The sequence below is a fragment of the Natrialba sp. INN-245 genome, assembly GCF_009807105.1.
GTDB lineage: Archaea > Halobacteriota > Halobacteria > Halobacteriales > Natrialbaceae > Natrarchaeobius > Natrarchaeobius swarupiae.
This window is the reverse complement of the sequence record NZ_WUBV01000044.1, coordinates 29,869-55,714: the sequence shown is the minus strand read 5'-3', so window position 1 is coordinate 55,714 and position 25,846 is coordinate 29,869. Positions and strand designations below refer to the sequence as shown.

Genomic DNA, 25,846 nt, shown 5'->3' with positions numbered 1-25,846 from the left:
CGGGCCTGCGATTGCAACGTTCGGTTCGAAACCCGTGGCCGGAATACGTCTTCGGGATTCGGTCACAATGAGTACGAAATCGCCGAGTGAGGCCGACATCCTCAGGCCGATGCAACAGACGTCGACGAAGTACTACGCGTTGGCAGCCGTCGCGGGGCTCGCGTTCGCGCTGTTTCTGCTGGGCTGGCTCTACCAGCTGTACGAAGGGATGGTCGTTACGGCGCTGTCCGACTGGGGGACCGGCGGTGGCGTCACGTGGGGTGTCTACATCGGCGCGTTCATCTGGTGGGTCGGCATCGCCCACGGCGGAATCATCCTCTCGGCGGCCGTCCGCCTGCTCGGCATGGATCGGTACATGCCGGTCGCCAGACTCGCCGAACTGTTGACGATCGCCGGACTCTCGGCGGCCGGCTTCTACATCGTCGTTCACCTGGGGCGGCCCGATCGGATGGTCACGAGCATCGTTGGACACTACCACATCACCATTCACGGCTCGCCGCTCGTGTGGGACGTGACCGTCATTACGGCGTACTTCGTGTTGACCGCGACGTATCTCATGTTGACGCTGCGCTACGACGTCAGTCGGCTGCGAGACGACCTTCCGGATCACTTCGGACCGATCTACTCGCTGTTGACAGTCGGCTACTCCGAACGGGAGGACGAGGTCGTCCAGCGGATGGTCTGGTGGCTCGCGCTGGCGATCATCATCATGGCACCGCTGTTGCTCCACGGCGGCGTGATTCCGTGGCTGTTCGCGTTGCTTCCGACCTATCCCCGCTGGTTCGGCGGTGTGCAGGGCCCCCAGTTCCTGACGATCGCGCTGACGTCGGCGATCAGCGGCGTCATCCTCCTCTCGTACGGCTTCCGCCGGGCGTACGATTGGGACCACATCATCACCGACGACATCTTCCGCGGACTGACGCTGTGGCTCGGCTTTTTCAGCCTCCTCTTTCTCTGGCTCCAGTTACAGCAGGTCACCGCCGGCACGTTCTCCCCGCCGGTCGACATGGGGTACGCCTGGGCCGCGACCCTCGAGCATCCGATCTACATCGTCTCGATGGCGCTGGTCGCGATCGTCCTCGCGTACATCTTCGCCCAGACCATCCGACCCTCGCTGTTCGCGAAACGCCGCGCCGTCGTCGCTGGTGTCGCCATCCTCACGGCGACGCTGCTCGAGAAGATCCTGTTCGTCGTCGAGGGGCTGATGTACCCCACCTTCGATATCTACGGCGCGACACCCGGCGTTTACTTCCCGAGTCTGATCGAGATCGCCTCGGTGATCGGCACGATCGGAATGGTGGTGTTGTTCTTCCTGATCGTCGCCAAAGTCGTCCCCGTCGTCGAACTTCACGCGATCGAACACCTTCGGGAACACCCCGACGAGGAACACTGAGGCGGGTTACTGTAACGATTTACCGACGAGCTCACTCGAGAGATTGCGGAATCGCCGCCGCGATCGACCGGAGCCACGCCTCGCGGTCGTCGGCCTCGAGGGCGGCCGACGCTGCGCCGGTCGCGTCGACGCCGAGGTCGAACGCGCGCTCGACGTCGGTAGCCGTCCGGATGCCACCCCCGACGAACACGGCGGTTTCGGGTCGCTCGCGGGAGACGAGGTCGACGATCGCGTCGATCCGTGCGGGCTCGCTTCGGATCGTCGCGTCGTCCGCCGCGACGTCGGCCTGCCGTTCGAACAGCAGACAGTCCGGCTCGAGTGTGAGTGCAGCCCGCGCCGTCCGGCGATCGGTCACGCAGACGATCGACTCGAGTCCCAACTCCGAACACCGCTCGACGGTGCGTGCGACGGCCGTAAACGGCGTCGGATTCTCCGGGTGGTTGACGAAGATTCCGTCCGCGCCCGCGGCGGCGACCGCCTCGCAGGTGACCGCACCCGTCTCGCTGGTCGCGGCCGGGGTCGCCGACTGCGCGACGACTGGAAGCGAAGTCCGGTCGGCGATCAGCCGAATGTCGGAGTGGTGTGGCGAGACGACGAACCGGCGGCCGGTGTCCGCGCTCACGCGGTCGATCGTCTCCGCGAACGCGAGGCCGTCCCGTCCGACCGTCGCCGCTGTCGATTTGAAGTTGATCAAGAAGTGAGGATACTCGAGGCCCATCTCACTCCGAGTATCCTTCCTGGAGGAACGCCCCCTCGGTCTCGTAGATCGAGACGAGTTCCTCGATGAACTCCTCGTGTGTCTCGTCTTCCTCCAGGTGATCGTCGAGTCGTTCCTTGAGGTCGTCGCTGATCTCTAACGTGTAGGTCATGGGTGTGATGGGTCGACGCCCACCGAACGTATCGTAGGTGGGCCAGTCATAAAGTCATATAGCCAGGGACCGACTGTGGCGTGGATTTGCTCGGACATCGTCGCTGGTCGAACACGACGTTTTCGGTCGCTTTCGGCACACGGTCGGCGTCCAAGACGACGGACTCGGCGGTATCGTCTCGGTCGTAGCGAGGGGATTCGGTCGGGCCGGAATCTGGCTGGCAGTATGATTCCACCGTATACTCCCCAATCAGACGCCGTCAGCCGCCCGATCGGATCGTCTCACTCTCTGGCGGGACGCTCCGTACCGAAACGTGTTTACGTGAAGACTCCGATCGTACGACAACAGAACCGCTGGTGGCACCCTAATTCCGTAATTCGGGCTCCCGGAACGTTAATTTTCCCGGACGGCTCGTCGATGGAATATTGGGGTATATTCTTTACTGGCGGACCCAACATCACCATTCATGAACCAGAACCGACCCTCGACGACAGTGAGTCCCTCCGACGACATCCGACCGAGCATGGCTATCGTCGACCTGATCGCCCGGACAGACGGCGTGGACCCGATCGAACTCGAGCCGCTGTACGAGGTGATCGACCCCGACGGTCTCAATGCAGTCTGTGAATCGAGCACGGAGTCACTCGAGATCGAATTCGTCTACGGCGGTCGAACGGTTCTGCTCGAACGGAGCGGCGATGGGATCGAGATCACGCTCGTCGACACCGTTCGTCGAACCGACGCATCCGGGACAGTAGACACCGAGTCCTCGATCTAGCTGGACGGATCGGAGTCGGCTCCACACTCTCGCAGAACGCGTTCTCGTTCGCTTGCTGGGACGTCGTAGAGCGAGCAGACGCGCTCGTGAATCCGACGATCGATCGACGCGATACGTTCGTCCAGTTTCTTCGCCCGTTCGCGGCGCTCGACGACCCGCGAGAGATCGGCGACGACCTGACCGAGACGGGGGAGCGTGAGTTCGTTCAACCGCTCGAGGGGCGTGATCGTTCGCGTCGCGGCCGCCCTGAAGCCGGCGAACCCGTCACCCACCTCGACGGCGTGCGGGACGAACGTCTCGAGTGCCAGCGCGAGGTCGTCGTCGACACCGACGAATCTGATCGCCGGCACTGGGTCGGTCGTCGCGTACCCCCACCGGTCCGTGTCGGTGCCGTCGTCCGCCGGCTTGTACCGAAGTCGGACCGATATCGTAACCACGTCGCCGTCCCGGCGGAGGCGTCGATCCCGTTTCGTCTCGACCGAGTCGATCCGGAGTCCGGATCGCTCCGTAGTCGTCTCGGTGAGCATCGTCCCCTCGACGCCCGGTTCGACCCGATACGCCGGAACTGCGTCCAGTTGGGTGCCGTCGTCGTACTCGCCGAGCGCCGCGTCGAGATCCACCGAGATCGCGTTCCGTTCGGCCGTGGCTGCGAGCCGAGCGTCGACGGCGGAGACGAGGTCCGGATCGGGTCCGTCGCCCATCGCGAGCGGGAGCGACTCGAACGTCGACTGGTTGATCTGTGGGAACACCGACCGGTATGCGGTGTGTCTGTACCGGAGATAGTAGTTCAAAAGCGGCGAGTTGAGCAGCCCGAGGGTGTGTTTGTACGCGTCGTCCCGATCGGCCGTCTCTGAGATGGATTCGGACCGGAGGTGAACGGTGTACGCCGATTTGATCGTCGCCAGTCCGTCCGGATCGTACGTTCCGACCAGCGAGTCGCTCGTCTGCCTGAAGACGAGTTTCGGACTCCGATACTGGTCGGCTCGCTTCTCGAGGTCGTCGGGGTCGACGTACCGGAGTTCGGCCTCGTCGAGTCCGTACCGAACGATCGCGCTTCCAGGGGCGATCGGCTGCGTCGCCGGCGTCGGCTCGTCCTCGAGACGCGGCGCTCGCTTGCTCACCTCCTCGCCGCGTGCGACCTCGGCGAGCGCCGAGAGCCGCGGCCGATCGTCGATTCGCTCGAGGATCGTTCGCGTCGTCTCGTCGAGGTAGATCAGGAACCGGGCGGCGGACTCGCTTGCGAACGTCTCGAGTGGGATCTCCTCGGTCGCGACTCCCTCGAGCGCCGTGCCATCGGTGACTGCCCCCTCGCGCCCCCCGGGTTCGTCGCTCTCCGTCGCATCCCCACAGGCGACGGTCTCCGAGTCGGGCCCACAGACGAGGATTGCCGCTCCCGACTCGACGCCCTCGAAGACGGTCCCGACGCGGACGATTCGCGACGGCGGTGCCCGATCGATGAGGAGCCGCCGGATCGGCTCGTTTTGCTCGCGGGTCAGGATCGAATCGGGAACGACGAACCCGACGCGGCCGTCCCGAGCCAGCCGAACCGCACGCTCGAGGAAGGCGACGTAGAGATCGAACTGGCCCTCCGTGGCCGCAAACGACCGCGAGAGATACGACCGGAGCGTTGAGTCGATCGTCGCGCTGATGTCCGCACGTCCCGCCGTCGCGACCCAGGGCGGGTTCCCGACGACGGCGTCGAATCCGGGCTCGGCTCGACCGGAACCGCTCGCCTCGAGGAACCGCTCCGGAAACGCGAGCGGCCAGTGGACGTACCGGTCGACGGCGGCGCGTCGCTGTGCGGCTTCGAACCAGGCAGTCCCGGCGAGAGACTCGTATTCGTCCTCGGTCGTCGCCGCCGACACGAGGCGGTCGACCGCATCGGGTGGCACGTCGTCGGTCTCTCCTTCGGGATCGGCGTCGAAGCGCTGTGCCGTCGCCACGTTCGCGATCCGCTCGAGACGGTCGAGGGACTCGCTGTGCTCGAGCAAGAGGTCGGTCGCGGGTTCGCCGTGCTCAAACGGATCGTCGGTCAGCGCCGATGCCAGGTCGGCGAGCTGTTTCCGGTCCATCCCCACGAGCGCGTTACCGGCGAGCAGGTGGGACTCGAGGGCGTCCCGAACCGCGGGCGTCCCGCCAGCTCGCTCCCACAGCGCGGCCCGCGCCAGGCCGACCGCGACGGGATCGAGATCGACGCCGTAGAGACACCCCGCGGCGACTCGACGCCGGGCCCACGCGACACCGCGTTGGGGATCGACCGCCTCGAGTCCGTGTCGTGCAACGTGGCGTTCCCGACTGTGGACGATTTCGCGGACGAGGAATTCGGCCGCGCTCGTCAGAAACCGACCCGTCCCTATGGCCGGATCGAGGATCGCCCGCTCGAGGAGAGCGTCGACGAACGCGTCCGCAAACCCCGGATCGTCCCGCTCGAGTCCCTCACGAACGTCCTCGACGAGCGGACCGAGGGTGGACTCGACGACGTACTCGACGACTCGATCCGGGGTGTAGTACGATCCGCTCGCCTTTCGCTCGCCCGAGTCGGCGGTCAGGTAGACGTCGCCGGGGCGGAGCCCCTCTCGCCCTTCGACGTCTTCACGAACGGGCGCGTACTCCCCGTCCGCGGCCGGCCGCTCGCTCTCGGCGATCGCGAGTTCGTACTCGAGCGTCGACTCGTAGAGACGGCCCAGGTGGCGGCTCTCGAGGCGATCGAGGGGGACGTCGGTCTCGAGCGGCGTCGACGTCGACGCGCTCGAGTGTGTGCCACCGGCCGCTACCGAGGCGAACGACGGTATCGGCGGCTGGACGGAGTCGCCACCGATCGTAGCCGTCCGGTCGACGTACCGCTCGAGTAGATCCCGAAAGACGTCCCGAACCGCGCGATCGTACCTCGCTTCGAGTTCCACCTCGTCGGCGTCGATGGTGGGACCGAGTTCTGTACTATCGCCGCGAGTAGACCGCTCGCTCGCGAGGTCGACGACCGCACGGCAGACGTCCGTCCGGAGCGTCCGGACACGTTCGCGGGCGAGTTCTTCGCTCTCGGTCGAGGCGACGTCGAGCGGACACGCGCCGTCTGGGCCCTCGCGGAACGCGTCGCCACCGAACAGGCGGACGAACTGCTCGAGTGCGACGCGGTCGTCCGCCTCGAGGGCCGCCTCGAGGTCGACCTCGCAGTAGTCGTCGACTCGTCCATCTGCGCCGTAGAGTCGCCACCGTCTGCCGTCCGTGAGCACGCTAAAGCGGGCGGACGTCTCCTCGAGAAACACGCGCATTCGATGGCCCGGATGCTCGAACGGGCGCTCACAGTCGCCGTGACCGTCCGCGTCGAACGCGAGCGAGTCGAACGGCCGCCCCCACCGCCGCACGTCCGCGACGGCGACCGCGTGCTCGAGCGGGTCCGTCCCGTCGACGGACGAAACCCCGTCGCCGATGGCGTACGCCGGTCGTCGTCGTGGCCGGTCGGCCGGTGGCTCGCGGTCGTCGCGGACGAACGGAACCTCGAGGGCGCGGAGAATCGGCCGAACGATCGCCTCCTCGAGGTCGACGACGTCGTACGTCGGCGCGTCCGATCGCTCGCGTTTCCAGACGTCGGCGATCTCGGCGACGATCGCCCGGCGTTCGTCTTCGGGGTCGGCGGGGCGGTCAACCGGCTTCGAGAACGCCGCCTCGAGATACCCATCCGAGAACAGACCGTCGTTCGTGACGGCGTCGGAAACACAGCGCATTGTCAGACGCGCAGGGCGTTCGTCGCTCGCCGGTTTCGTTCGCTTCGACCGTGAATCGTCGACACGGTAGGGGGTATTCGACTGAGCCGTATAGTCTTTCGTTCCAACCGGTTCGGCCCGACGAATCGTCCGTCAGCCTCCGTGCCGATACCTGTAGCCACACAGAGCCGAACGCACGCGATGAGGAGAAATCGACATGCGACCATAGGACGTTTTATATATTTTCAGTGAAACGTAGCTGCAGATACGGATGACCGCACGCGCTCACGCGACGACCGACGATACCGCGGGTGGATCGAACACGGTGATGGGAGTCTCGAGTCGACACGGCGCGCGACTCCGGATTTCGGCGCTGTTCGGATTCGCGTTCGGGCTTGGCATCGGCGTCTACCAGATGTTCACCCTCGACCCGATGATATCGACCGCACACGACGGCGTCCCCCACTGGATGCGGGTGACACACATCCACGTGCTCGGGCTCTCGCTCGTCGTGTTTCTGTACTCGCTCGTCCTCGACGACGTCTTCTCGAGGCGGCGGGGGCTGATCGTCGGGCTGACGGTGTTCGGACAGTGGGGCGTTCCGCTCACGCTGTATCCGCTCATGGTCCACGAACTCGTGATCCTCGCGCCGGTCCAACTGCTCGCCGGAATCGTGACGTTGCTCGTCGCGCTCGCGTTCGCCGTCGGCTACACCCGTACTGTCCTGTGACCGGTCGTCCTCAGAGTGGCTCTCGAAGCGCCCATACGTCCTCGGTCGGCTCGAGGCGGTGAGGTTCGCTCCCGCGTTCGGTGAGGATCCCGGTGTGGTACAACATCGCCTTCAGCTGGAACACCGTCGGCGAGTGGTAGATGGAGCCGTCCTCGAGGGCGGACGGTCGAAGCGCTCCATCGTCGGTCAGCACGCGCCGGCGGACGGCCTCGTCGCCGCGGACGAACAGTTCGACGGTGAACGTCGGGTGGAGTTCGTGCATGTGCGTGAGGAACTCGACCAGCGTCGGCTCGGGTTGCCAGTCGTCGTGCATCGTCTGGAGTTCGGTCACGAGGAGCTCCGTCGCCGGATACTCGAAGACGACCCGACGAGCAAGCTGCCCCCAGCCGGGCGCCAGATCAACGAACCGTTTGCTCGAGCGGTACCACTCCGCGAACTCTTCGAGTGCGGACTCGACGGAGCCGTAGCGGGCTCGCGCGTACCGGACGACCTCGTGGCCGAGCGAGGTCAGTTCAACCCTGGGACCGTCCTCGATCAGTCCGAGGAACGCGGCACCGCGTCTGGCGTCGTCGACCGCACTGACGACGTCGTACGCCGAGAGGAGCGCGCCGGTGTCGCCGTCGGCGTAGTGAGCCAGCGGATAGCCGAGGTAGTTTTTGGGGTGATTGAGTCCGAAGGAGGCGTCCGCGACGCCCTGGGCCCCGGCCTGGAACCGAAGCGCCGTCGCCTCGCTCGTCGAGCGGTTGCCGACGATCCGCGGCGTCTCGAGCACCTCGACGTCGCCGCCGGCGTCGATGCCGAGAACGCCGACGTTCAGGTCGCGTGCGAGCGTCCGATCGGTTCCCGAGATGGCGTCCACCGGTGCGGCGACGTAGGCGGCGTTGGCCTCGTGGAGCCGATCGTGAGCCTGGACGATGCCGAGGCGGGTGTCGACGCCGCCGCTGGCGTACCCTTTCGCCTCGACGGCGATCAGCGGCGGCTCGTCGCCGAGCCGAGAGACGGTGAGGAGATCCGACTCGAGCGAGCGCACGCCCACGAGGTCGGGGTAGCCGCCCCCGATCCGGACGTGGTTGAACGGTGCGAGTCGATCCCGAACCGCCGGATCCACCGGCTGGCCGGGGAGCCACTCCTCTCGAGCGAACTGGGTGTCGGCGACGACGTACGATGACTCCGCCCCGTCGTCGGGAAACAGCCGTCGCTTGGTGTGTGCGAGCACCCGCGGTTCCGAGAGCGAGTCGGTCGCAGTGCCCATAGGATGCCATCGGATACCGTCGTCAATACTGTTCCGGCGGATACCGGCGTCGGTACTGTTCGGTCGGCGACCGATGGTGACCGCGAGTGCTCACAGCAGACGACTCTGACGGCGGGGCGGTGCGTACCCGAACCTCGGCGTGGGTAAAGAGAACGCAAACCTGGTGACTCGTCGCGACCGCGACGACTTCGCCCCCGACTCGAGCAGTTAGCGGACCTCTTTCCACTTCTTCCCGGTCTCGGGACAGATGCGGATCGTCTCGATCGAGTCGGGATCGTTCTTGGTTTTCAACTGCTTGCCGCTCTCGACGCAGACGAGCCTGTCGTAGGTGTCCTTCTCCAGTTCGCCCTCTCGGAGTCCTTCTCTGACGGACTTCACACTCGAGTTATAGGTTACCGAACGACAAAAAACATTTCCCGAAACTGTCCAGGCTGGATCGAACTCCGTCTCGAGCGTCCGAGCGTATCGCCACGGTGTTCCACCGGGTGCGGTCGGTCGGGACCACACGTTTGTGTCTCGGTCTCGTTTTCCGAGTATGGGCCAACCGACGCTCGTCTTCGACGACGACTGCGGCTTTTGCACCTGGTGGGCCGAGTATGTCGACGGCCGGACGGACGTCCGAATCGTCGGCTTTTCCGACCTGACGCCCGAACTGTACGAACGGTTGCCCGACGAGTACGAGTCCTGTTCGCACTTCGTCACCGAGACCGGCGTTCACTCCTGTGGGGCGTCGATCGAACGGGCTCTCACCGACTCGGGGCTCGTCGATCCGCTCGACGAAGTCGTCGGGTTCGCGCGGAACTTCGAGGAGTACGAACGCCTGCGCGAGCGCGGCTACCGGTGGGCCGCGAACAACCGCGACCTGTTGGGACGCGTGGTTTCGACGACGCCCCCGGTCAGGCGCGAATCGGGCGATTCCTGATGCAGACTGCCGTCGGAGTCCGTCTCAGGGGCCGTGGTGAATCGCCATACGCCGTTGGATTTGCCTATAGTAACAACTGAAACGATTTACACACCGATCGCCGATCTGTCTGGCGATCGGGTGTGCAATGACTTTCAGTGGCTACTATAGCTCACAGCACGCTTGATGTTGTAGACGACAGACATCGGCTTTGGAGAATCGATAGACGGCGGCGACCGTCGGTGAGAAACTCCGTCGCTCGAGGTGTCTGACTGGGGCAAATTTAACTGTACGTCGAGGGGTTCGGCAGTGACGAAGCAGATGGATCTCTCACAGTGCCCTCAGAACACTAGGCCCCGGAGCTGTATGGCTATTCATCAGACCCACAGAATTCATCCTGAGCGCGTCAACGTCATTTGACCTACCTCACCGCCCAGTGACGACCGGTGTGTGAGTCGACTGACCAGCTCGTCACGAACCGTTTCACGATTCCAGGTATATTTCATCAGGATTATTATCGATAATAGAAGGTATTATAATCCCAACTTGATTTTCTCGGGCTATGAATATCCGACGGGAATCGGTATTAGCAATCGTTTTCTCAGTGTTACTCGTCACGTCGCTTGCGGCCCCCGTTCTCGGGGCCTCGGCGTCTGGCACCCCTGAACCGGCCGACGGCGCGGCATCCGTCGCTGACGTTCAGCCGGAATCGCCTTCGATACAGAACGAAGAGCAAAACGAGTCCACAGTACCGGCCAATCAGTCAGACTCGTCAAACGAGAGTGGTGATCAGTCGGAGCCACTCGAGGAACCGACCGACTCCGAGACAACCAACGAAACGGCCGAACAGACGGAAACGGCTATCGAATCGACCGGGTCGGAAACGGTCAACGAACCCGCTGAAGGGTCCGAAACGCCCGACGAACCCTCCGAACCGCCGGAGACGGCGAACGAACCCGGCGCGCCGAATCTCACCGACGAGTATCTCACGCCGGTCGAGCGATTGACGCTCGCTCGAGCGTCGATTTCGGATCTCGAGAACGCGAGTGATGGGGAACGGGCCCATTTGAACGGTGCCGCGGGCCACCTGGACGACTCGCTCGAGCACTACGAGCGGTACCGGGCGACGGATCGGCAGGCCTACGACCAGCAGGCGCGGGCGCTCCACGAACTCGCCCGGGCCGCTGACGAGGGCGACGAGGAGATGGCCGAGATCGGACGCGCGATTTCGATGGCGAGCAACGACAGTGCCCGCATCGCCGTCCACGAGACCGACGTCGCCCTCGAGACGTTCGAGGGCGAGATGAACGAGCACCGATACGGCGAGGCCGAGCGGGCGCTCGAGGACGCCGAACGCGCCCTCGAGCGCGGCGACGCGGCGCTCGCTGAGGCCTCAACGTACTCGACCGGACGCGAGATCCGGACCCGAGCGGACGCGATCGATCACTACCGCGAGGCCGCCCACCACGCGGATCGCGCCCTCGAGACGGTCGAACGGGAGGTCGACCCCGAACTCGAGGGCGTCTCCAGCCAGCCCATCGAGATGAACGAGACGGTCCACGTCAGGATCGACGCGGCGGTACTGGCGCCCGACGCCGCGGCGTTCGAGGACGGCGACCTCGAGGCGAGCGTCGACGGCGAATCGGCCGCGGACGCCTCGCTTTCGGCCGTCGGGCCGGGCACGACCGTCGCCGGGACCGTCGCCCTCGAGTTGGACTCCGAGCGGGCGGAGAACGTGACGGTCGAGGTGCGCGCGGTCTCTGCCGATGGCGAGGATGAACTCGGCGAGGACGTGACGGTCGATCTGCGTTCGGAGACCGTGCGGACGATTCGCGACCCCGAGACGTCCTACACTGTCGAGGCCGACGAGGAGTCGACCGGGGTGACAGTCGAGGCGACCGGCGATGGCCTGGGTCCCGCGGACCTGTCGGTGACCGACGAAACCCCCTCGAGCGAGGGCGACTACCGCGCGGGGCCGATGGTCCGCATCGAGAACCGTTCGGCGATCGACGAGGCCAAGGTGACTATCCCGCTGGCCGAGGGCGTCGACCCCGACGACGGCAACCTCTCGATGTACACCTGGGATCCGACGAGTGAGGAGCCGTGGGTTCCCGTCGAGACCGAAATCGACCACGAGAACGGCACCGCCACCGCCGAAGTGGAGCACTTCTCGTTCTTCTCGGTGTTCTGGATCGGCGAATGGGAAGCGGCGACGAGCGACGGGATGGTGCTCGAGGAGCGCCATCTCGCGGGGAACGAAACCACCGACGGCGAAGAAGAGGTAAGCGGACAGATCGACGTCGTGTTCGTCGTCGACGAGAGCGGAAGCATGAGCGGCTCGCCGATTCAGTATGCTCGAGAGGCCGCAAAGCGGTTCGTCGGTGCGCTCGACGACGGCGAACAGGCAGGACTGGTCGGCTACGCTTCGAGTGCGAGTATCGATCGATCACTGACGACGGATCACGACGACCTGAACGCGAGTATCGAGACGCTGAGTGCAGGTGGGGGGACCCACACCGAGGCCGGATTGCGCGAAGGGCTGGACGAACTCGAGCGCAATAGCTGGGAGAACCGCTCGTCGGTGATCATCCTGCTTTCGGACGGGAAATCGAACAGCGGCTCGTACCCGCGGCGCGTCGCTGAAGATGCGGCCGACCGCGGCGTCGAGATCAGTACGGTCGGTCTCGGGAGCAGTATCGACGAGGACGAACTGCAGGACATCGCGTCGATCACCGGCGGCGACTACTATCACGTCGAAAGTTCCGAAGACCTCCCGGAGACGTTCGAACGCGTCGCCGAGAACCGGACCGGCGTCCAACTCAAAGATACGAACGACGACGGTATCCCCGACGCTGTCGCCGAGATGGACCTCCGGATGCCTGCCGGCTCCGGCGACGTCGTCGGTGAACCAGTGGACATCGATCCGATCGCCCGCGACACCTCCGGCGACGGCCTCGAGGACCACGAGCAGGTCGAGATCGAGTACGAGGTTCACCGCGACGGCGACGACTACGTTCTGCAGGCGGAGGTAACGAACGCGGTCGCACAGCCCGGCGCGATCGATACCACCGGCGACGGCCTCACCGATCACGAGCAACTCGAGGGGTGGGAGATCGCGGTCGTCGATGATCACGATAACGCGACGACGGTCATGGAGATCGTCGACGATTACGAGGACGACCGCGAGATTGCCGACTACTTCGAGTCGCGTTCGGTGTCGGCGAGCCCACTGACGGTCGATACGTCCGGTGACGGGCTGACCGACGCGGAGGAACGCGCGCTCAAGACGGACCCCGAACGCGGGGACACGACCGGCGACGGCGTCTCCGATCTCGAGGCGCTCGAGGACCCTGCGGAGGATCCGACGGTCTACTCGACGTCCGGGCCGTCGGTGTACTTGCTCGACGCCCATGCGGAGTGGACGTGGGGCGATCCGACGAGCCTGAGCGAACCGGCCGGCTACCAGTACACGTTCGACCTGCTGGTCTACGACGACGAGGGCGTTTCCCACGTCGAACTGAGGCAGTCGGGCGTCAGGGAGTTCGACGAACCGTATCCGGCCGAACCGCGGGAGGTCGACGAGACGGTCGAGTTCTACGGCGAGGGTGAGGAGATGCTCTCGCTGGTCCGCGGATCCCAGACGACGGTGACCGCCGAGAACGCGCTGGGTGACGGTCACACGGAGGTGGTCGATAGCCGGCACTCGGTGGTGGGCCGCTACGCCGGTGTCGCACCGTATCACAAACAACGAGATCTGGGACAGTGGTCGGGAGCCGGCCACGGCCTCGCGGAGCTTCCGGACTTCGTCCGACTGCTGTACGGCGAACCGGGCGAGACGCTGCTGGCACTCGCCGAATTCCTGCTCGTGGTCATGGACGTCCACCCCGACGCGGTCCAGGAAGACGACGAGTTCGATCCGAACGATTTCGACTCTGATGACGCCGTTCCGGCCGACGTGATCGCCCATCACGGCGGCCTCGAGGAGGATCCGCTCTGGTTGGACCTCGCCCGTGGGATAGGTGCGGATATTCACCGCACACAGGATCAGGATAACCCCCACGAGTCGCCGGCCGAGTCGGCGACCGAGACGATCGCACACTGTGGAGAAGAGTACGCCGAATCGGAATTCGACTCGAGTTCGGATCCCGAGATACTGATCTCGGAGTACTGTCTGTTCGCCGCCGGCTGGTACGAGGGCTACACTGCGTTCGTCGTCGCCGAGACTGCCCTCGGGAGCAAGGGCACGACCAAGGTCGCCAAAGGCGGCTCGAACGCGAACGACCTTCGACGTGTCCTCGACGAAACCGAGGACGTCGCGGATACCGCCGCGATTCGAAACCTCGAGAATCCGAACTCGAAGACCGGGAAGATCAACTATCGAGTCCGAACGACTACCGGTCAGAATGTCGAAGATGTCAGTCCGCAGTTCCAGACGGCTGGAAAGACTACGCAGGCAGTCAACACTCTCGATGAAGTTGATACGCGAATTCTTCGAGAACTCGACGAAACTCAGCGAACTGAGCTTCTTCGTCAGCTGGCTGATCATCCAAGCAGTGTCCAGCTCGTAAACGACCTCGGACCTGATGCAACACAGCGTCTTCTTCGGTCCGGTCAAGCTGACGAGATAATGAAAGTTCATCGGGGTCTTTCGCCGTCTCAACAACAGCAGTTTGCACGGATATTACAGAATGACGATCTCGGCCCTCAGCTCATCCGTGTTACCAGTAACTCAGAGATCGGTGCTGAAAACGTTGAAACTGCACTCTCGAGGATGAGTCGATTAGATGATCACGGTCACGATGTTCTCAATCTCAAAACGGCGAGGGAGGCAAACAACAAGCATAGCGGACAGCCTCCGCACAAAGAAGGGACGATTATCGTCGATTATGAAATCCAAAATCCCTCTTATTTCATCCGCGTGTACGGTGGTGATGATCCTAGTGGTGGATGGCTAATGAAAGAAAATCAGTTTGAGGTCCACGAGATTACAAACCGGGCTGGTGTTCTCGACAGATTCGGCCTTAATACGGAGTGGCAAGACTACGATAAGGTTGCAAGAGTAACAGTTGGATCGGCCAGCGATTCGGATACAATCCGAATGCAGACGAGCACAGCAGCAAAGGTAGAAGATACGCAACTCGGAATTCAACGGCCTGGTGGTGGTACGCAACACCTCGTTACAGAGGGGAGAGTCACCGGTTGGGAAGAAGTTGGTAACATTGAAGACTTCCTAAGTAGTATTTGAACCAACAGATGGTCGATGTATCGTATACGGAAAACAACCTCCAAATCGGGGACAATACAGTTCAAGTCCCGTACAATATTCTATCTGTTTTAATTGTCGAAGATGTGATCGTTGTTCTTCAAAACCCCCCGACGAACGCTGATGACGAAGAAAGAAACATCGTCGCGTTCAATAAAAATGGAAACAAATTGTGGACTGTGGAATCTCCATCATCGGGGTACCGATCCCCCAAGACCTATACTCACATTCAACATACAGATGACGGACTGATAGCGAATAATTGGAATGGATATAAATATATTGTAGATGTTGACAGTGGGGACACCACAAAGTACAAGAAATTTATGAAATGATTTTCCATCCCATGTCTTTATATTCGAACACATGTTTTTGTTATGGCCTTCCGGTCGTAGAACCCAGCGTTACACAAACTAACGAACCACACTGGAACCGACCTCACGTTCGGAAGTGATCGGAATTTATTTCGCGCACCCATATCAATACGCAATTATGACTGGACCGTATGCTGAGCACTCTCTCGTTCTCGAAATTGAGACGGGAACGACTGACCAATTCCTTCGAATTGAACCGGACCGCCCCGATGGTGACTACTGGCTCCACCAACTGGCTGAATTAGATCCAACACTAGACCGAGACGACCTGATTGACCGGTACGCGCTCCCGCCCACCAACGAATATGAAGTCCATCTCGTAACCGTTCCACCGGGCGAATCGTTACAGATCGGCGATGTCGCTGGAACCGATGACCGGACGGGCGGTGGTGATCTGGTAGAACTACTCGAACGTGATTCGGTTCCGGACGCGTGGATCGACGAGACGACCACACTCGAAGCGTTCCTCGGGTGATCCCCACTGCCGACAGCTCGAATTCGAGCGTCTCTGGGATGTCCTCAAACGGGTCGCCGAGAACTAAGCTGGCGTCGACCTGACTGATACGAACAGCAACGGCAATGACGACCTTGAACAGGGTCATCACGGTGGCTTCGGGTATCTCGCCAAATCGATAGGAATAGATTCTCTTCGTATACAGAATCGGTGTATCCCACACGAGTCTCCGGCCGAGTCGGCGACCGAGACGATCACACACTGCGGTGAGGAGTACGCCGAATCCGAATTCGACTCGGATCCTGACACCGAAATCCTGATCTCGGAATACTGTCAGTTCGCCGCCGGCTGGTAGAGGGCTACACCGCGTTCATCGTCGCCGAACTCGCCCTCGGAACCAAGGGGACGACCAAGGCCGCCAAAGGCGGCTCGAGCGCGAACGACCTTCAGCGGGCCCTCGACGAGACGCAGGATATCGCCGATACCGCCGCGGTTCGAAACCTCGAGAATCCGAACTCGAAGACCGGGAAGATCAACTATCGAGTCCGGACGACTGCCGGTCAGAATGCCGAAGATGTCAGTCCGCAGTTCCAGACGGCTGGAAAGACTACGCAGGCAGTCAAAACTTTCGATGAAGTTGATACGCGAATTCTTCGAGAACTCGACGGAACTCAGCGAACAGAACTTCTTCGTCACCTGGCTGATCATCCAAGCGGTGTTCAGCTCGTAAACGACCTCGGACCTGATGCAACACAGCGTCTCCTTCAATCCGGTCAAGCGGATTCGGTACTGCGAACATATACTCAACTGTCAGACCACCGGAGCCAATTCGCCGCTATTCTCCGGACCGATGAGGCCAGTTCGTCCTGGATTCGGGTGATCGGTGACGAGAATATCCACGTTGGAGACGTCCAGAACACTCTCGTCCGGATGGATCAACGGGGGATAGATACGAATCAAATCACTCAGTTCAGAACCGCTCGAGACGTGAATCGTGGCTTCCCCGATGAGTGGCAACCGCCGTACGAGCAGGGAACAATCGTCATTAGGATCACTCCTGAAACTGATCAGAGGTTTGTCAGAGTCCACCAGAAAAACAATCAAGCAGGCGGATTCGTAATGCAGGAGTCGCAAATCAGGGGGCTCTCCCCGACTGAAATCGAGAGTGAATTCTCTCTGTCATATACCCCGGAATACGTCTCGGATGTCGTCGTACCGAGTGGAACCCGCGTTAATATGGGAAGTGTAGAAAAGAATTTCGGCGGTGAACGAGGCGCAACGCAATTTAACCTGGTGGACGATGTTCCAACGGACAACTTCCAGAACGAACGGCCGCTAACCGATACATGAAATATATTGATGATACGCTTCGGCTAGACGATATCGAAGTAACCCTTCCAGCACCGATCGGCGGAGCTGTGGAGGTTGACGAGTTCGTCGTCGTCCAACTGGATACGCTAGGGGCAGCCGATCGCCTGAATACTGAACACTACAGACGAAACGTCTGGGGCATAGAGAGTGATGGCACCACTCGATGGCGTATCGAGGCCGGGGATCGAATCGACGGTCACGTCAAACCGTATACTGATGTCTGGATGGAAGATAATGCGCTCTGGGCATACAACTGGAACGGGATCACCTACAAGATTGATCCCACCGACGGGAGCCACTGTGATAGTCGAGTTATGAGATGAAATCGTCGTCCCAGTGACTTTCGTTGCGAAGAGTTCGGTTTCTAAGTATTATCTCGATAGGGATCAGAAGATCATCGATACCGCCTCGATTCGAAACCTCGAGAATCCGAACTCGAAGACGGGGAAGATCAACTACCGGCTGACTGATAGTGATCAACCGATTGAAGACTACTCGCCACAGTTCCAGACCGCAGGCAAAAACGCACAGACAGTCAGACAGTTCACTGAAGAGGCTAACCCAGCGGTTGTAAATCAGTTGGATCCTGACCAACGGACGGAACTGTTGATACACTTCGGAGACAATTCAGAGGGGTATCGTGTTGTCAATGATCTTGGCCCTGAACGGACCGAGCGACTGTTTGGTCTCTCGTTCGAACAAGTTGATGAGGTGAAGTTCCGGGCAAACCTTATCCAACACGGAGACGAGATAGCGCAACAGCACTCGGCACACACGCATTTCGATCCTATCGAATGCTAGACATAGCGTGGGTGGATGAGAGAGATCGGCCGGTTCAAGGCCGGTCTCCCGGGTTATTCGTGGCATCTCCGTCAGGATGTCGATGGTCATCCGATAGGACGTCCCAAGGTAAATTCGCAAGCAGTGAAGCGGAATCAGCGCATAATCGGCGAATCCACCGCCACCTTCCGGAGCGGCGGATTCGTCCGTATCGTCAGCAACTCTTTTGGCAATCCAGACACAGCGTTCGGTGAAGCGGAAGATTTGGGTTGGCACAATTTCCGGTCTTCCGCTTCAATACCGTGATTCTAACGACTCAACTCGACGCCGTCTAGCGATTAAACAGAGCCGTCTCAGGTCGACGGGGCGAGAGTCTCGCGGAGTTCGACCAGCGGCGCCTCCTCGAGTGCGACGACGCGAAAGTTTCCGTCCCATCTGCCGGTTCGTATCGCATCAGAGAGGGTCTGCCCGAGGCCGTACGTCCCGAGAACCTCGCCGTCGACGTAGACGACAAGTTCCTGTTCTTCGGGTTCCTGAAACGCGTCGACGGCTACGAGTCCGCCGGTGAACCTGCTCACGCCGTCGTCGGTGAACTGGAGTGGGAGATAGTAATTACCCCGCTGTTCGTCACGACCGACGGTCCCGACATCTGCGACCTCCCCGTGGGTGACGAGAACGACCTCGTCGTCCGTCGGTCCGTCACCTTCAGACTCGACGTCGTCCGCCGATCGGTCGTCACGTTCGGTATCGCCGCTTTCCGGGTCGTCGCTCTCGACGTTCTCGTCTCGTCGGAGGGCGGTGACGAGCGGTTCGTCGAGTGTCTCGGGCGACGGCTCCGATTCGTCCGGGTGTTCCGTCGCGTCGTCACCGCGATCGTCAGCCGTCGCCTGGTCGGTGTCCATTCCGCCATCGTCGGGCGTAGGGTTCTCGTCGTCGGCCGTCGCCGCGTTCTCACCGCCGCTCGGTGGATCGATCGTCTCGTCGCCGAGACAGCCCGCCGTCGCGGCGATGGCGACGCTACAGCCAGCGAGTACATGTCTGCGTGGGACCATACACGGCCGTTCGTGTCGCCTAACTTAAACCCACGAGAGCCATCTCTGGGCCAGAAATCGCTGCCCGGTGGCCGCGTCCGCTCGAGAACGGCACCGGACCGCCGAGAAAAAGCGTTCTGCAGGCGAACGCACGCCTCGAGCGTCGTCGGCGCTATGGAGCGGTGTCGTCACCGTCCGCCTCCGACCGCCCGCGAGAACCGCAGCGGTGCAGTCTCGAGTCTGACGGTGAGGACGCCGTTGTTGAAGACGGCCTCGCGGTCGTCGGTGAACCGTCGGTGGGACGGTGAGGGGATCGTTCGATCGTAGACGTCGCCGGCGCGCTCGAGGTGGATCCGCACGCGACTCGAGTCGGCAGCGACCGAGACGTCGGCGTCGCCGTCGACCGCGTCCACGGCGATCCGGAGCCGTTCGGTCGAGCGGTCGTAGACGACTCGCGTCCGGAAGGGATCCGTCTCGACGGAGTGAGCGAAGGGCACGAATCGACGTTTCGAACGACCGCGGAAACCGTTCGTCCTGTACACGTTCACGGTTGATGACGTGGGTCCGCTCGCAGAGGGCGTGTGCGGAGTCCGCTCGAGGACAGGGCGACTCCCCTCGAGCGTATCAGAGGTAGCCGAGGTCCGCCAGTCGCTCCTTGGTTCCCTCGCGCATCGAGACCGACCCGTCCGCGGTCGTCGACTCGAGCGAGCCGAACCGGTCCTCGAGGCGCTCTCGGAGCGTACGCGCCCGCTCGGGTTCGTCGTCCGAGACGTCGGTTTGCTCGAACGGATCGGTCGGGACGTGGTGGAGCCGTTCGAAGCCGTCGTCGCCGCAGACGTACTTGTACTCGTCCGTCCGGATCGCCCGAAGCCGGCGGTCGAACGCCCGCACCCGGTCGGGGATCTCGCCGAACCTGGCCTCGAGCCGCTCGATCGACGGCTGGGGGGCGATGTACTCGGCGAAAGCGGCGTCGCGGGGGTCGTCGTCCGAGCCGGGAAGAAACGACCGCGAGGACCACTGCTCGCGGAGCGCCGGATCGTCGATCCCGACGGCCTCGAGCACCGTCGCGGGGAGGTCGAGCAACTGCACGAGATCGCTCCGCCGCCCGCCACCGGTACACGGTCCGCCACAGAGGACCAGCGGGACGTGGATCAGCGTGTCGTAGAGATTGTACTGGTGGCCGAAGAAGCCGTGTTCGCCGATGTGCTCGCCGTGGTCGCCACAGACGACGAACAGGGTGTTCTCCCACTCACCAGCGGCCTCGAGGGCGCGCCGGAGTTCGGCGAGCTGGCCGTCGACGTATGCGAGTTCGGCGCGGTAGAGCCCGCGGAGCATCGCGAACTCGCGATCCGTGATCTGGTAGTCCTCGCAGTCGTAGGCCCGCGGGTCCTGACGGATCGCCGTCGCCTCCTCGTAGCTCGCCTCTTCGGGGAGGTACCGTTCGGCGTACTCGCGGGGCGGATCGTACTCGACGTGTGGCTCGATGAAGTTACAGAACAGGAAAAACGGCCGGTCGTCCTTCCGGTCTGCGAGCCAGTTTTCGATCCAGGTCGTCGACCGGTCTGCACCGTCGTCGCCCGCAGGCTGGAGAACTTCGCTGTAGAGGATGTTCGCCGCGTTGACGAGGGGGTTCCCGTCGAAGAGTCGATTGCGCGTTGCCTCGAGTTTTTCACGCGTGTCTTCGCCGCGGACGACTGCGCCCATGTCGGCGTCGGACTGGATGTACTGCCACCCCTTCCGGAGGTCGTCGAAGCCGCGGTCGAAGCCGAACTCCTCGGTGATCCAGGTGTTGTTCGAGACGCCGATCGTCTGGAAGCCGCCGTCGGCGAACGCCTCGGGGAGCGTCCGCAGATCGTCGTCGAGGTACGTGTGACCGCCGTGGGTGCCGTGTTCCGACGGATACGTTCCGGTAAACATCGAAGCGTGAGAGGGCAACGTCCACGGAGCCGTCGCGAAGGCCCGCTCGAAGGTCGTTCCCTCCGCGGCGAGTCGGTCCATCGTCGGGGTAGTCGGACGGTCGGTGCCGGAACGCGTTCGCTCTCGAGTGTCGGGATCGCCGGTGACGTCGACGCTTCGCGCCCGTGCGGTATCGAGAACGACGAGAACGACGTTCCGGACAGTTTCGTGTGACTCGGAATCACGTCCGCTGGATTCGTCCATGGGTAGGGAACGTCCGCTTCACATCCGGAAGGTCGTCGGCCCGGAAGGTGCAGGGAGTTCACAGGGGTGGGAGGTGGCTGCCCCGACCATCTCGAGCGGAAAATGTTCGGGGGACCGTGCTGGCGAGTGACTGCGGGGAGAGCCACCCCAGGATGGAGAACGACCGCCGATAGCCGAACGCGGACGCGGTCGACGGCCCTAACTCGACCGCCACCGTCGGTGGAACCGATGCGCGCGTTCCGGATCGCCTACGACGGCACCGACTACTACGGATACCAGCGCCAGCCGGACGTTCCGACCGTCGAGGACGCGATCTTCGACGCGCTCCGGACGCTCTCGGTTCTCGAGGACGACGAGGAAAAGCCGACGGGGTACGCCGCGGCCGGGCGCACCGACGCCGGCGTCTCCGCACTCGCCCAGACGATCGCCCTCGAGGCACCGACCTGGCTCACCCCGCGGGCGTTGAACGCCGAACTGCCGGCCGAGGTCAGGGCGTGGGCGGTCGCGGACGCCCCCGACGGATTCCACGCGACCCACCACGCGACCCGTCGGGAGTATACCTACCACCTGTACGCGCCGGCCGCCGACTCGAGATCGGACCGAAACGACGTGGAACCGGACGAACTCACCCGCGAGCGAGCGGTCGACGACGACCGATTCGTGGCCGCCTGCGAGGGGCTCTCCGGCACCCACGACTTCCACAACCTCACCCCCGACGACCGCAACACCGAACGGTCGCCGACGCTCGAGGCGAGCCGCGACGGCGACTACGTCGTCCTCACCGTCGTCGCCGATGGCTTCGCCCGCGAACTGGTTCGACGACTGGTCTCGCTCGCACGGGCGGTCGGAACGGGTGAGGCGTCCCTCGAGAAACTCTCCCGGGCGCTCGCGTCCGAGCCGTTGCCCGGCCACGAGGGCATCGCCCCCGCGCCGCCGGAACCGCTCGTGTTGACCGACGTCGCGTATCCGGACCTCTCCTTCGAGATCGATCGACAGGCGGCCGAGAGCGCTCGAGGCGTCTTCGCATCGCGGTCAATCGAACGGCGAACCGGCGCTCGAGTCGCCCGCCACGTCGCCGACGGCGTTCGGTGATCGACGGTCGACCGGGAACGCTTCGGGGTAACGGTTTACACACGGCTCACTCGAGCGTCTCGTGTACGAGCGTTTTTTACCACCCGGAACACACCTCGGCGCATGGAACTGTCGCCGGAAGAGTACGGTGCCTACTGGCGTGCCTCGATTCGCATCGCAGGTGGGATTCTCGTCGTCTACCTGAGCTACCGGTTCGTTCTCACGCACTTGCTCTCACACCCGGACGTCGCACCGGTGCTGATGGGCATCTTCCTCTTCGCCGTGATCGTCTTCGCCGGGACGTTCCTCGCGATGCTCGGGGTAGCCCGCGTCGTCCGGACCGCGGTCGATGCGGAGGGACGCGGCTGACTCGAGTTCCCGATCGTTCGATTGTGATGGGATAACAACCGACACTCGTTATAAAAAACCCTCATTCGTGGGGCAGAACGCGGAGGAACGGTCGGCACCGACGTACATATGTTATGTACGAACAGGCAGTGCGACCCGACGACGCGTCCCGGTGGCCGGAGGACCTCGCCGACGGAGTCGAGCGGATCCGCGACGCCGGCGTTGCGGGTGCCGGCGGCGCCGGGTTTCCTTCCTACGCGAAGTGGGAACGGGCGGACTCGACGGAGTATCTCCTCGTCAACCACCAGGAGAGCGAGCCGAACTACGTCGTCGACAAGTGGCTGGGGAAGACCCGCGCGAGCGCGTTCGCCGAGCTGTTCGACCGCCTGCTCGAGGACGTCTTCGACGTGATCGTCGTGAGCGCAAAGCGGACCGACCGGGAGGAGTACCTGCTCGAACTCGAGGCTGAGACCGGTGGAACGGTCCGCACGCCGGACGAACTCCCGCTCGAGGTCGAGACCGAATCCGGCGTCGTGTTCGCGTACACCGACCCGACCTACCAGTACGGGATGGAGAGCGTCCTGTTGAACGTCGTCGCCGACACGGTGATCGGGAGCGACCTGCCCGCCGATCACGGCTGGCTCGTCCAGAACACCGAGACGATGTCCAACATCTCGCGGGCGTTCCGAGAGCAACGGCCGGTGACGTCCACGTACGTCCACGTCGACGGAGACGTCCCCCGCCACCGATTTCTCGAGGTCCCGATCGGGACCCCGGCGAGTACGGTACTCGAGGCGGCGCGCGCTCCGATCGAGTCGCTGCCGTCGGACGCCGTCGTCGCCTCGGGCGGGCCCGGCTGGTGTTTCGAACTCGAGTGCGGGCCTCGGGAGTTCGGGATCACGAAAGCGACGAACGGACTGCTCGTTCTCGAGGAGTCGACGGTCGAGGCCAACACGCTCGGCGACGGCCGGATCGACGTCCTCGAGTCGCGTGACTGGACCGAACGGGAACTGGAGACCGAACCGACGGCGACGCTCGAGCCCGACCGTGTTCGGATCCCCCTCGTGACGAATCCGGCGTTCGAGGGAACCGTCGAACCGGCCCGGCCGATCGTCGCCCCCGGCGACCGGGTCGATCGCGGTGACGCCGTCGCCGGTCCCCGATCGGATGGGATCAGCATTCCCCACCACGCCTCGATCGACGGGACGGTGACCGCGGTGACCGACTCGAGCGTCGAGATCACCGCTGACGACCGTCGCTGACCGACTCGAGGGTCGAAATCGCCGCCAGTGACCGCGGTGACCGATCACGCCGCGCTGACCGGTGGTGCCAGCCGACCGCCCTGGTCGCGACAACCACTCCCGCTGACACGTCGGCTCTACCTCCTCCGTTGTGCGATCGTCGTATCTGGCGCTATTCCTCGAGTCGGAACGCCGCAGGCACGTTCACGATTCGCAGGGGTTCGACACCCTTTACCACCTTCGCTCCGAATCGGCGGCCATGAGTTCAGTCCCCGAACGCTCCGAGGTCGACGAGGAGTACACCTGGGATCTCGAGAGTATCTACGCGACCGACGACGACTGGGAAGCCGCCTACGAGAGCGTCGCCGAGCGGATCGACGACCTCGAGAGCTACGAGGGCCGAGTCGTCGAGGATGCGGAGACCCTCCACTCGGTGCTCGACCTTCGCGACGAGATCATGCGTGAGGTATCGACCGTTTCGGCGTACGCCCGGATGCGCCGGGACGAGGACACGACCAACCAGCAGTACCAGGCGCTGACCGCCCGCTCCCAGTCGCTCGCGGCCGACGCCTCCGCCGCGGCATCCTTTATCGACCCCGAGATCCAGGAACTGACTCGCGAGGAGTTCGACGAGATGGTCGAGACAGAGCCGGACCTCGAGACGTACGACCACTACGTCGACGACGTCCTCCGGATGAAACCCCACACCCGCTCGGCCGAAGTCGAGGAATTGCTGGCCGAACTCGGGGAGGTCACCGGCGCGACGGGCGAAGTGTACAACATGCTCTCGAACGCGGACATGTCCTTCTCCGCGGTCGAAGACGCCGACGGAGAGGTCGTCGAGATCACCCAGAGCAACTTCACGAACCTGCTGAAACGACCCGACAGGGACCTGCGCCGACGCGTCTACGAGTCGTACTTCGACGAGTGGGGGTCGATGCGCAACACGGTCGCGACGGCGTACAAGAACAGCGTCAAGGCGGACGTCAAGACCGCCCGTGCGCGCAACTACGATACGGCACGCGAGGCCGCCCTCGACGGGCCAAACGTCCCGGTCGAGGTCTACGATACGCTCGTCGACACCGTCCACGACAACCTCGAGAACCTCCACCGCCACGCCGAACTCAAACGCGAGGCACTCGAGGTCGACGAGCTCCGAATGTGGGACCTCTACATGCCGCTGACCGGCGACGAGGGCCCCGACCTCGAGTACGACCAGGCGACCGAGTACGTCGTCGACTCGCTGGAACCGCTCGGCGAGGAGTACCAGACCCGGGTCGCGGAGGGACTCGAGTCGCGCTGGGTCGACGTCTACGAGAACGAGGGCAAGCAGTCGGGGGCCTACTCCGGCGGGACGTACGACACGCAGCCCTTTATCCTGATGAACTACCAGGACGACGTCTCCTCGATGTACACCCTCGCCCACGAACTCGGCCACTCGATGCACTCCGAGCTGACGAAAGAAGAACAGCCATACGTCTACTCGGGGTATGAGATCTTCGTCGCCGAGGTCGCGAGCACGGTCAACGAGGCGCTGTTGACGAACCACCTCCTCGAGACCGTCGACGATCCCGAACTCAAGAAACACGTCCTCAACGAGTTTCTCGAGCGAGTGCGATCGACGCTCTACCGCCAGACGCTGTTCGCCGAGTTCGAACACCGCACCCACGAACTCGAGGAGGCCGGCGAACCGCTCACCGCCGATAGACTGGACGAACTCTACCGCGGTCTCAAAGCGGAGTACTACGAACCGGCCGTCGTCGACGACCGCATCGCCCGCGAGTGGATGCGCATCCCCCATTTCTACCGGGCCTTTTATGTCTACCAGTACTCGACGGGAATCTCCGCCGCGCTCGCCGTCGTCGACCACATCCTCGAGGAGGGAGAGTCGGCGGCCGCCGACTATCGAACCTTCCTCCGGCAAGGATCCCGGGAGTACCCCCTCGAACTCCTGCGGACCGCCGGCGTCGACATGAGTGCCTCGGAGCCGATCGATCGGGCGCTCTCGACCTACGGCGACCGACTCGAGGAGTTAGCCGAGTTACTCGAGTAATCGCCGACCTCGCGGGAACGTTCTGGAGATCTGATTCGAGTCGCGAAAACCGACCGCGACCCAAAGGCACATTTAT

General features: G+C 63.2%; 22 protein-coding genes and 1 pseudogene. 13 read left to right on the top strand and 10 right to left on the bottom strand.

Annotation, left to right across the window (positions count from 1 at the left end; translation table 11 throughout):
• Positions 1 to 67 precede the first annotated feature (67 nt).
• On the top strand, positions 68 to 1,393 hold the full coding sequence (gene nrfD, locus GRS80_RS13630; protein WP_160048036.1) for an NrfD/PsrC family molybdoenzyme membrane anchor subunit: 1,326 nt from the start codon (positions 68 to 70) through the stop codon (positions 1,391 to 1,393).
• Between the two features lie 31 nt (positions 1,394 to 1,424).
• On the opposite strand, the gene GRS80_RS13625 is transcribed toward nrfD, so the two are convergent.
• Entirely contained in the window at positions 1,425 to 2,111 is a 687-nt protein-coding gene (locus GRS80_RS13625) for a triose-phosphate isomerase (protein WP_160048035.1), read from the bottom strand.
• A gap of 1 nt (position 2,112) precedes the next feature.
• The gene (locus GRS80_RS20450) at positions 2,113 to 2,262 is read right to left on the bottom strand and encodes a hypothetical protein (protein ID WP_200840393.1); all 150 of its coding nucleotides are present in this window, start codon (positions 2,260 to 2,262) and stop codon (positions 2,113 to 2,115) included.
• Between the two features lie 493 nt (positions 2,263 to 2,755).
• Here GRS80_RS20450 and GRS80_RS13620 point away from each other — a divergent pair, with 493 nt between their 5' ends.
• Positions 2,756 to 3,040 (top strand): HalOD1 output domain-containing protein, encoded by a 285-nt coding sequence (locus tag GRS80_RS13620; protein WP_343161581.1) that lies wholly within the window; start codon positions 2,756 to 2,758, stop codon positions 3,038 to 3,040.
• On the opposite strand, the gene GRS80_RS13615 is transcribed toward GRS80_RS13620, so the two are convergent.
• Positions 3,037 to 6,762 carry an N-6 DNA methylase gene (locus GRS80_RS13615; RefSeq protein ID WP_160048034.1) on the bottom strand — a complete coding sequence of 1,242 codons (3,726 nt, stop codon included), beginning with the start codon at positions 6,760 to 6,762 and terminating at the stop codon, positions 3,037 to 3,039. The two genes, GRS80_RS13620 and GRS80_RS13615, sit on opposite strands and share 4 nt — an antisense overlap.
• A 250-nt stretch (positions 6,763 to 7,012) precedes the next feature.
• Between GRS80_RS13615 and GRS80_RS13610 the strand changes: the two genes are divergently transcribed.
• Positions 7,013 to 7,471 carry a hypothetical protein gene (locus GRS80_RS13610; RefSeq protein ID WP_160048033.1) on the top strand — a complete coding sequence of 153 codons (459 nt, stop codon included), beginning with the start codon at positions 7,013 to 7,015 and terminating at the stop codon, positions 7,469 to 7,471.
• A 10-nt stretch (positions 7,472 to 7,481) separates the two neighbouring features.
• Here GRS80_RS13610 and GRS80_RS13605 read toward each other — a convergent pair whose 3' ends face one another.
• A complete protein-coding gene (locus GRS80_RS13605) occupies positions 7,482 to 8,723 on the bottom strand; it encodes a hypothetical protein (RefSeq protein WP_160048032.1) in 1,242 nt (413 codons plus the stop codon).
• A gap of 207 nt (positions 8,724 to 8,930) precedes the next feature.
• Positions 8,931 to 9,101 (bottom strand): HVO_0758 family zinc finger protein, encoded by a 171-nt coding sequence (locus GRS80_RS13600; protein WP_160048031.1) that lies wholly within the window; start codon positions 9,099 to 9,101, stop codon positions 8,931 to 8,933.
• 157 nt (positions 9,102 to 9,258) lie between these two features.
• On the opposite strand from GRS80_RS13600, the gene GRS80_RS13595 reads away from it, so the two are divergent.
• From GRS80_RS13595 to GRS80_RS13580, 4 genes are all read left to right on the top strand, one after another.
• Entirely contained in the window at positions 9,259 to 9,645 is a 387-nt protein-coding gene (locus GRS80_RS13595; protein WP_160048030.1) for a DCC1-like thiol-disulfide oxidoreductase family protein, read from the top strand.
• Positions 9,646 to 10,186: 541 nt separating this feature from the next.
• Complete coding sequence (locus GRS80_RS13590; RefSeq protein ID WP_160048029.1) at positions 10,187 to 14,869, top strand: VWA domain-containing protein; 4,683 nt, start codon at positions 10,187 to 10,189, stop codon at positions 14,867 to 14,869.
• Positions 14,870 to 14,877: 8 nt separating this feature from the next.
• Positions 14,878 to 15,222: a hypothetical protein gene (locus tag GRS80_RS13585; RefSeq protein ID WP_160048028.1), complete on the top strand. Its 345-nt coding sequence runs from the start codon at positions 14,878 to 14,880 to the stop codon at positions 15,220 to 15,222.
• Between the two features lie 157 nt (positions 15,223 to 15,379).
• Positions 15,380 to 15,736, top strand: a complete 357-nt coding sequence (locus tag GRS80_RS13580; RefSeq protein ID WP_160048027.1) for a hypothetical protein — start codon at positions 15,380 to 15,382, stop codon at positions 15,734 to 15,736.
• A 312-nt stretch (positions 15,737 to 16,048) separates the two neighbouring features.
• On the opposite strand, the gene GRS80_RS13575 is transcribed toward GRS80_RS13580, so the two are convergent.
• The gene (locus GRS80_RS13575; RefSeq protein ID WP_160048026.1) at positions 16,049 to 16,483 is read right to left on the bottom strand and encodes a hypothetical protein; all 435 of its coding nucleotides are present in this window, start codon (positions 16,481 to 16,483) and stop codon (positions 16,049 to 16,051) included.
• Positions 16,484 to 16,591: 108 nt separating this feature from the next.
• Here GRS80_RS13575 and GRS80_RS13570 point away from each other — a divergent pair, with 108 nt between their 5' ends.
• Positions 16,592 to 17,065, top strand: coding sequence for a hypothetical protein (locus tag GRS80_RS13570; protein WP_160048025.1), 474 nt, complete (start codon positions 16,592 to 16,594; stop codon positions 17,063 to 17,065).
• A complete protein-coding gene (locus GRS80_RS13565; RefSeq protein WP_160048024.1) occupies positions 17,062 to 17,409 on the top strand; it encodes a hypothetical protein in 348 nt (115 codons plus the stop codon). The genes GRS80_RS13570 and GRS80_RS13565 overlap by 4 nt, the downstream gene beginning before the upstream one ends.
• A gap of 430 nt (positions 17,410 to 17,839) precedes the next feature.
• Here the strand turns inward: GRS80_RS13565 and GRS80_RS13560 are convergent.
• From GRS80_RS13560 to GRS80_RS13545, 4 genes and pseudogenes are all read right to left on the bottom strand, one after another.
• Positions 17,840 to 18,145: pseudogene (locus tag GRS80_RS13560) on the bottom strand (IS5/IS1182 family transposase); the annotation flags it as partial.
• Between the two features lie 74 nt (positions 18,146 to 18,219).
• Positions 18,220 to 18,918 carry a hypothetical protein gene (locus GRS80_RS13555; RefSeq protein WP_160048023.1) on the bottom strand — a complete coding sequence of 233 codons (699 nt, stop codon included), beginning with the start codon at positions 18,916 to 18,918 and terminating at the stop codon, positions 18,220 to 18,222.
• Between the two features lie 167 nt (positions 18,919 to 19,085).
• Positions 19,086 to 19,394, bottom strand: a complete 309-nt coding sequence (locus GRS80_RS13550) for an Hsp20/alpha crystallin family protein (protein ID WP_200840392.1) — start codon at positions 19,392 to 19,394, stop codon at positions 19,086 to 19,088.
• A 127-nt stretch (positions 19,395 to 19,521) separates the two neighbouring features.
• A complete protein-coding gene (locus GRS80_RS13545; RefSeq protein ID WP_160048022.1) occupies positions 19,522 to 21,057 on the bottom strand; it encodes a sulfatase in 1,536 nt (511 codons plus the stop codon).
• Positions 21,058 to 21,285: 228 nt separating this feature from the next.
• On the opposite strand from GRS80_RS13545, the gene truA reads away from it, so the two are divergent.
• The 4 genes from truA to pepF all read left to right on the top strand — a co-directional run bounded on the left by truA (position 21,286) and on the right by pepF (position 25,770).
• The gene (truA, locus tag GRS80_RS13540; protein ID WP_160048021.1) at positions 21,286 to 22,149 is read left to right on the top strand and encodes a tRNA pseudouridine(38-40) synthase TruA; all 864 of its coding nucleotides are present in this window, start codon (positions 21,286 to 21,288) and stop codon (positions 22,147 to 22,149) included.
• A 102-nt stretch (positions 22,150 to 22,251) separates the two neighbouring features.
• On the top strand, positions 22,252 to 22,497 hold the full coding sequence (locus GRS80_RS13535) for a hypothetical protein (protein WP_160048020.1): 246 nt from the start codon (positions 22,252 to 22,254) through the stop codon (positions 22,495 to 22,497).
• A gap of 113 nt (positions 22,498 to 22,610) precedes the next feature.
• Positions 22,611 to 23,738, top strand: a complete 1,128-nt coding sequence (locus GRS80_RS13530) for an NADH dehydrogenase subunit (protein ID WP_160048019.1) — start codon at positions 22,611 to 22,613, stop codon at positions 23,736 to 23,738.
• A 238-nt stretch (positions 23,739 to 23,976) separates the two neighbouring features.
• Entirely contained in the window at positions 23,977 to 25,770 is a 1,794-nt protein-coding gene (pepF, locus tag GRS80_RS13525; protein ID WP_160048018.1) for an oligoendopeptidase F, read from the top strand.
• Positions 25,771 to 25,846: the final 76 nt, after the last annotated feature.